Here is a 6,224-nt window from a genome sequence, read left to right as displayed (position 1 = left end):
AGGCCCGCGCAGCAGCAAAAAAGCCAGATACCTGACATCTGCGGGCCAGAAGGACTCCTGGCATGGACCGTTTTCTAGCAATGAAAGTCTTCGTTCGCGTGGTCGAGAGCGGCAGCTTTTCCAAGGCCGCCGACGCATTACGCCTACCTGCCGCGAGCGTTTCCCGCACCGTCCAGGCACTCGAAGCGCACCTCGGCGCACGCCTCCTGAACCGCACCACACGCAGCATCAGCATCACCGAAGACGGCGAAATCTACTTCGAGCGATGCGTGCGGGTACTCGGCGAAGTCGACGACATGGAGTCCGCCCTGTCACGCTCCAAGCTGAGCCCAAAAGGCACCGTGCGCGTCAGCCTGCCCGCGCTCATGGCGAAAAGCACCATCATTTCCGCGCTCCCCGAGTTCTTCGCAGCCTACCCGGATATCCGCGTGGAAATGAGCTTGACCGACAAGCAAGTCGACATCATCGAAGCTGGCGTGGATTGCGTGGTCCGCGTAGGCGCAGTCGGCGATATCGGCCTGGTGGCAAAGCAGATCGGCCGCTATTCCCAGGTCACCGCGGCAGCACCGTCGTATATCGAGAAATATGGCGAACCCAAAACGCTCGAGGATCTCGAGCACCACATGTGCGTGGATTATCTGGTGAGCAAGACTGGCCGCGTCAGAAGCTGGGAGTTCGTGGTCGACGGCGAAACCAAGACCATTCCGCTCAAGGCACTGCTGGCTGTCAATGACGCGGATTCGTATGTCGAATGCGGCCTCGCCGGCCTCGGGCTGATTCAGGCGTCGAGCTATACGCTGTCTTCATATCTGGAAAGCGGCGCGCTGAAGGAAGTGCTGCGGGCGTATCCGTCGTATCCGCGCGTGGTGTCGATCCTGTATGCAGCGAACCGCCATCAGCCACGGCGAGTGAAGGTGTTCATAGAATGGATCGCGGAGATCTATAAACGGCAGTCGTCACTGCAAATAGCTGCGGATGATCTGGTCTCCGGCCATACCGTACACGCCGATCACGCGAACCACGTCACGTCCTGACGACTGCGGCACTCTGCACGGCTTTACCCTCGACCTGCGTGCGTGCATGTTTGAACATCCACTCGAGCGTGTCGTAGATAGGGGTGACGGGGACGCTGCCAATCGCGCGCCGCAGCTTGGCGTTTGACCCGACCAGCTTCGCAATTTCATTGCGCCGCATGAAGCGCGGGTCGACGAAGATATCGATCTTGTATTCTGCAATACGCTCCATCATGGTCAGGATTTCGCCAAGCGAATGGCCGGTGCCTGAACACGTATTGAAGGCCTCGCCCGCGGGCGAGATTTCCAGTAGCCGTGTATAGACTTCGACGACATCGCGGACATCGGAGAAATCGCGGCTCACGTCCATGTTGCCAAGCGACATGCGTGCTTCATGACGCGCGTGATGATTGACGATCTTCGGCAACAGGAAGTCTTCGCTCTGACCAACGCCGGTGTAGTTGAACGGCCGCGTAAAAAAGACGGGCAGGCGGTCGAGCCACAGGCGCGCCATGTTCTCCATGGCGAGCTTGCTCACCGCGTAGTCGTTGCCGGGATTCAGCGGCACGTTTTCGTCGATGACTTCCACGTCCGCATTGCCATACACATTCGATGTACTCGCCATCAACACGGCGCGCGGTTTCTTGTCGAGCTGCGACAACGCCTCGAGCAGATTGCGCGAGCCCATGATGTTGACCAGATAACTTTGTGTGGGCGGGTTGCCCGTGACGTGCGCGAGACCGGCAAGATGAACGACGACATCGGGCTGGGCGTCGCTCACGCAGGCACGCACCGCGTCGAGATCAAGCAGGTTGACCGGCACGCCGGTCGTGCCGGGCACGTCGGGCTCGGACGCGGGTGAAGTCGTGCCCCACACCTCGTAACCTTCGTCCAGCAGACGCGCGGCCAGGTGGCGTCCGGTAAAGCCCGAAAGACCCGTGATGAGAGCGCGACGGCGTTCGCCGCCGTCAGGATGTTTTATGTCGTTCATTGCGCTTGATATCTGCGGCGGCCGTTTCGCAAAGGGTTGCCGCATTAAGGGAATGATTCTGCATGCCTTGTCCGGTGACGCCAGTTACTTGCCGATTTCCAACATCATAGCCGCCGAACGATGGGATTCATCACGAAACGGCGTTACGCATGAGTATGTGCAGCTCCGCTCGGCGCCCGTACTACGGGGCTTCCCAGCGGTTTGCGCCAGCGGTTTGCGCCAGCCTTTTCCGCATTGATTTATTTTTGGATTTTATCACGCGGCCCTTCCTTCAAGAGGGCGGAACACCCGGCGTGACCGGCGCTGGACGTGACGTATCGACAATTAATTGCGGAATGCCCATGCGCGATCGTCGGACACCAGTAATTCCAGTATCGACTCCGATCGTGGCGTGGCGAAGCGTATCCCGCGGACTGCGCGCGGCTTGAGTCCGATAGCCGAACATTACGCTTTGCTTATTCTATGAAAGAACAAACCGGAAAATATTCGATTGTCGAAGGTCACACGTTAAAAAGTATTTCCGGAAGTGCCCGTGAAGAGGCCGGAAAGACGTCGGATCTATTACTTTTCGAAACATTTTTTTGAATGAAATAAGTCAGCGTGAAAGTCAGTCGTTGCTCTGGCGGCGCGCCGACAAAGGCTCCGGCTTCTTATCCTCTGGTCATGCAGCGCGGGGAAGGCGTTTAAAAGTCGTTTCTAACGGTAATTGATCGCATTTTGTGGTTTGTTCGCCACTGGTGGTCTAGCGCTGCACCGCATTTATTTCAGATTTTTTTGCAATATTTGAACGGTAGTCTTGGCTCACCCGAGTAACGGCCGTGACGCCTCTACTGTGCCGTCGACCGATGGAGAGCAGAGCGGGCCGCTCTCAGACGGAGAAAACCTCTTGCATCGTTTTTCGCGCTTTTCGTGTTTTTCGTGTTTTTCGTGCTTTTCGTTTCTGGCATCACGTTTTCTGGTTGTGGGAGCGCTCGGTCTGGCTGCGGTGGGATCCGCGTATCCGGCGTCGCCCACGGTGCTGCAGGCGCGTACATCGTGGATTGGCAACACCTTTGGTTTTGGCGATGGCACGTGGACGCAGATCAACATTACTGCGATTGCCGTCAGGCCCGACGGCCGCGTGTACACCAATGCGCCTTGGGACGAAAGCGGCGCGGAAGTGAGCGTCTACAAGGACGGCAAGGTGCTTGGCACGGCCGGTGGCACGCATGGCTGGGGCAACTACGGCGGCAACGCGATCGCGCTTAACGGGCGCTATGCGTTTGTCGCGGTCGGGGTGGGCAACGAGCGGGGCAATTTGTCGAAGGCGGGTGTGTGGCCGCCCAAGGGCAAGCAGTGGTTTGGCGTGTCGCGTCGCGACATCGGCGACATGAAGCGCAGCGTGGCGTTCCAGGCGAACCTGGCTGCCGATAAAGACGGGCACGCGCAGCTCGCCGCTGCTTTCCTGATGATCAACGAGGCGCCGGAAGACAAGCGCGGCGCACCGAAGACGGACGGCGTGAAGCAGGACGTGGGTGGACTGGCGGCATCGGATGCGTTGTTGTACGTGGCGAATACCGCGATGGACCGCATCGAGGTGTACGACGCCGAGTCGATGCAGCAAAAGAGCAAATGGAACGCGACACAGCCGGGTCGTCTGGCGCTCGGGAAGGACGGCACGTTGTGGGCGCTGGTCAATACGCAAGGCGGCAAGGCACAGCTCGCGCATTACACGCCGGCGGGTGCGACGATCGACGATGCCCCCGCGCTGGCGGCAGGCACCGACGCCGTTGATTTGACGATTGATACACAGGGACGTTTGCTGGTTGCTGACAACGGACTGCGTCAGCAGGTGCTGATCTTCACGCGCGATGGCGGCGCAGGCAAGTACCGCGAGTCCGGTGCGCTGGGTGAGCGCGGCGGCATTTTTGCGGGTGTCGCGGGGCAGCCCGGTCCGCAGCGTTTCAACGGGCTGACCGGCGTGGGTGCGGACGCGGCGGGGAACGTTTATGTATCGACGAACGGGATCGGTGTGCGGCAGGGCGCGACCGGTGCCGGACTTGGCGCGACGCTTGAGAGTTATGCGCCTGATGGCCGGCAATTGTGGCAAGTGCAGGGATTGTTGTTCGTGGATGGCGCGTGGATGGATCCGGCGCGTCCGAACAGTGTGTACACCGGCAATAAGCGCTTTGAACTGGACCTATCGAAACCGGTGGGGCAGGAATGGAAGTACGTGGGATTTTTGTCCGGACGGTTCAAGTATCCCGAGGATCCGACCTTTAGCGTCGATGACTGGCCGGGGCAGCCGATGGCTCGCAAGATCGACGGCCGTACGTTCTTGTATTTGACGGACATGTATTCGGATCACCTGAAGATTTATCGCTTTGATGCGAAGCGTGATGGAGAGTTGGCGATTCCTTCGGGTTACTTTGCGGGACGTGAGCGTGGTGTGCAGAACATTCCGAATCATCCGCCGCATGGTGATTGGATCTGGCGCGACGCCAACGGCAATGGCCGCTTTGAGACGAACGAGTTCGATGTGAACAACGGACTACTACCTAATCCTGGTGGATGGGGGTGGTGGGTTGATACGAAGGGTGACATTTGGCACACGAGTGACACGAAGGGGATCAATCGCTTTCGATATGGTGGAGTGGACCGTGTGGGCAATCCAATTTATGCGTATGCCAACGCGCAGAATTACGCGATGCCTGCGCCGTTCGATGTGGTGAAGCGGGCGGTGTACGAGGCGGATACGGACACGATGTATTTGACTGGGTACACGGCTGACGAGCCGTTTGACCGTGGGTATTGGAAGGAAGTGGGGCGGCGGTTGGTGCGGTATGACCATTGGTCGAAGGGGCCGGAGCAGCGGTATTCGATTGAGTTGCCTTGGGACACGAAGAGCAAGCCTTTGGCTACGACGATTGGTTTGACTGTTGAGGGCAAGTATGTGTTCACGGTGGAGCCGGTTGGGATGGTGCATGTGTATGAGAAGGAGTCGGGCCGTGAGGTTGGGGTGATCAAGCCGGGTCCGGAGGTGGGTGGTGCGTCGGGGTGGGTGGATGTGCCGAATGGCATTAGCGCGAGCCGGCAGGCGGATGGCGAGTATTTGGTGTTTGTAGAAGAAGATGCACGCGGAAAAGTGATGATGTACAGGTGGCGGCCATAGCCTGTTCGTTCGCACTTTTTGGGTTTTGGCTGACTGGACGGGGGGCGGGGTTGATGCTGGGATGCCAGGGTTAGCGGTTGAGGGTTGATGCCGGGTTGCCAGGTTCCTGCGTTAGCGGTCTGAGTCATTGCCGGGTTGCTGCTTTCGGCCTTAGCGGTCTGCGTGAGTTGGATGTTTTCTTTACCACTGTTAGCCACTGTGCGTGGCGGCACGTCATTTCTTTGTCCAAAGCGACAAAGAAACGAAGCAAAGAAAACGCTTTCAGAACGAGGGCTCGTAAGTTGACCTAGCGTGCAGTTTCCGCGTTTTTGGCACCCCAAAAGCACGGTGCTCGCCAGAACCACGGATGTGTGAACCCCTCCTTCTCGCGAATTCTTACACGCACACGCTTCGCCCCGTACGCTCTCGGGCAAGCACTATTTGTCCAGGACGCAGCACGGCTCTACGCGCATTTTTTGCTTCATTTCTTGATGTGTTGGTTACGTGATCCGGACGGTTATTTCCGTGGGTCACGCTTACGGCATCACGTGTATTGCCGCTTCATTTTAGTGAGTTGATTGCGCGGGCTGGGCCTTGGTTGCGTTGGTTAGGGCCTCGCGTATTTTTGAGGCTTTGTTTCTTGGTGGGTTGGCTATGTAGTTCGTGGTCCGTACAAATTCGGTGGATGGTTATCCGCGGATAGCGCGGGGTGAACCTTGGGCAGGTTCAGTCACTGGTGGCGAAGCGTGTGGGTATCCGTGTTCGGAGAAAGAGGGTTTCACACATCGGTGGTTCTGGCGAGCACCGTGCTTTTGGGGTGCCAAAAACGTAGAAGCTGCACGCTAGGTCAACTTATGAGCCCTCGTTCTGAAAGCGTTTTCTTTGCTTCGTTTCTTTGTCGCTTTGGACAAAGAAATGACGTGCCGCCACGCACAGTGGCTAATAGTGATAAAGAAAAAATCCAACTCATGCAGACCACTAACTTAAGCAGCAGCAACCCGGCACTGACTCCGACCGCTAACCCTTGAACCTAGCAACCCGGCACTGACTCCGACCGCTAACCCTTGAACCTAGCCTGTCTCTTATACAC

At 58.0% G+C, this 6,224-nt stretch carries 3 protein-coding genes; 2 read left to right on the top strand and 1 reads right to left on the bottom strand.

The window, feature by feature from the left end; genetic code table 11:
• Positions 1-62: 62 nt before the first annotated feature.
• Positions 63-1,034, top strand: coding sequence for a LysR family transcriptional regulator (locus FH08_RS0133670; RefSeq protein WP_051888742.1), 972 nt, complete (start codon positions 63-65; stop codon positions 1,032-1,034).
• Here FH08_RS0133670 and FH08_RS0133665 read toward each other — a convergent pair.
• Positions 1,024-2,004, bottom strand: coding sequence for a GDP-mannose 4,6-dehydratase (locus FH08_RS0133665; RefSeq protein WP_051888743.1), 981 nt, complete (start codon positions 2,002-2,004; stop codon positions 1,024-1,026). The genes FH08_RS0133670 and FH08_RS0133665 overlap by 11 nt on opposite strands.
• A 940-nt stretch (positions 2,005-2,944) precedes the next feature.
• Between FH08_RS0133665 and FH08_RS0133660 the strand changes: the two genes are divergently transcribed.
• Positions 2,945-5,155 (top strand): hypothetical protein, encoded by a 2,211-nt coding sequence (locus tag FH08_RS0133660; protein WP_031362577.1) that lies wholly within the window; start codon positions 2,945-2,947, stop codon positions 5,153-5,155.
• Positions 5,156-6,224 lie beyond the last annotated feature (1,069 nt).

Source organism: Caballeronia sordidicola, assembly GCF_000729995.1.
Classification (GTDB): domain Bacteria; phylum Pseudomonadota; class Gammaproteobacteria; order Burkholderiales; family Burkholderiaceae; genus Caballeronia; species Caballeronia sordidicola_A.
The sequence above is the reverse complement of the archived record's forward strand: the minus strand, read 5'-3'. Positions and strand labels throughout refer to the sequence as shown.

Coding starts and splice junctions, on each gene's coding strand:
- FH08_RS0133670 (WP_051888742.1), top strand. CDS start 63: ATGGACCGTTTTCTAGCAATGAAAGTCTTCGTTCGCGTGGTCGAGAGC.
- FH08_RS0133665 (WP_051888743.1), bottom strand. CDS start 2,004: ATGAACGACATAAAACATCCTGACGGCGGCGAACGCCGTCGCGCTCTC.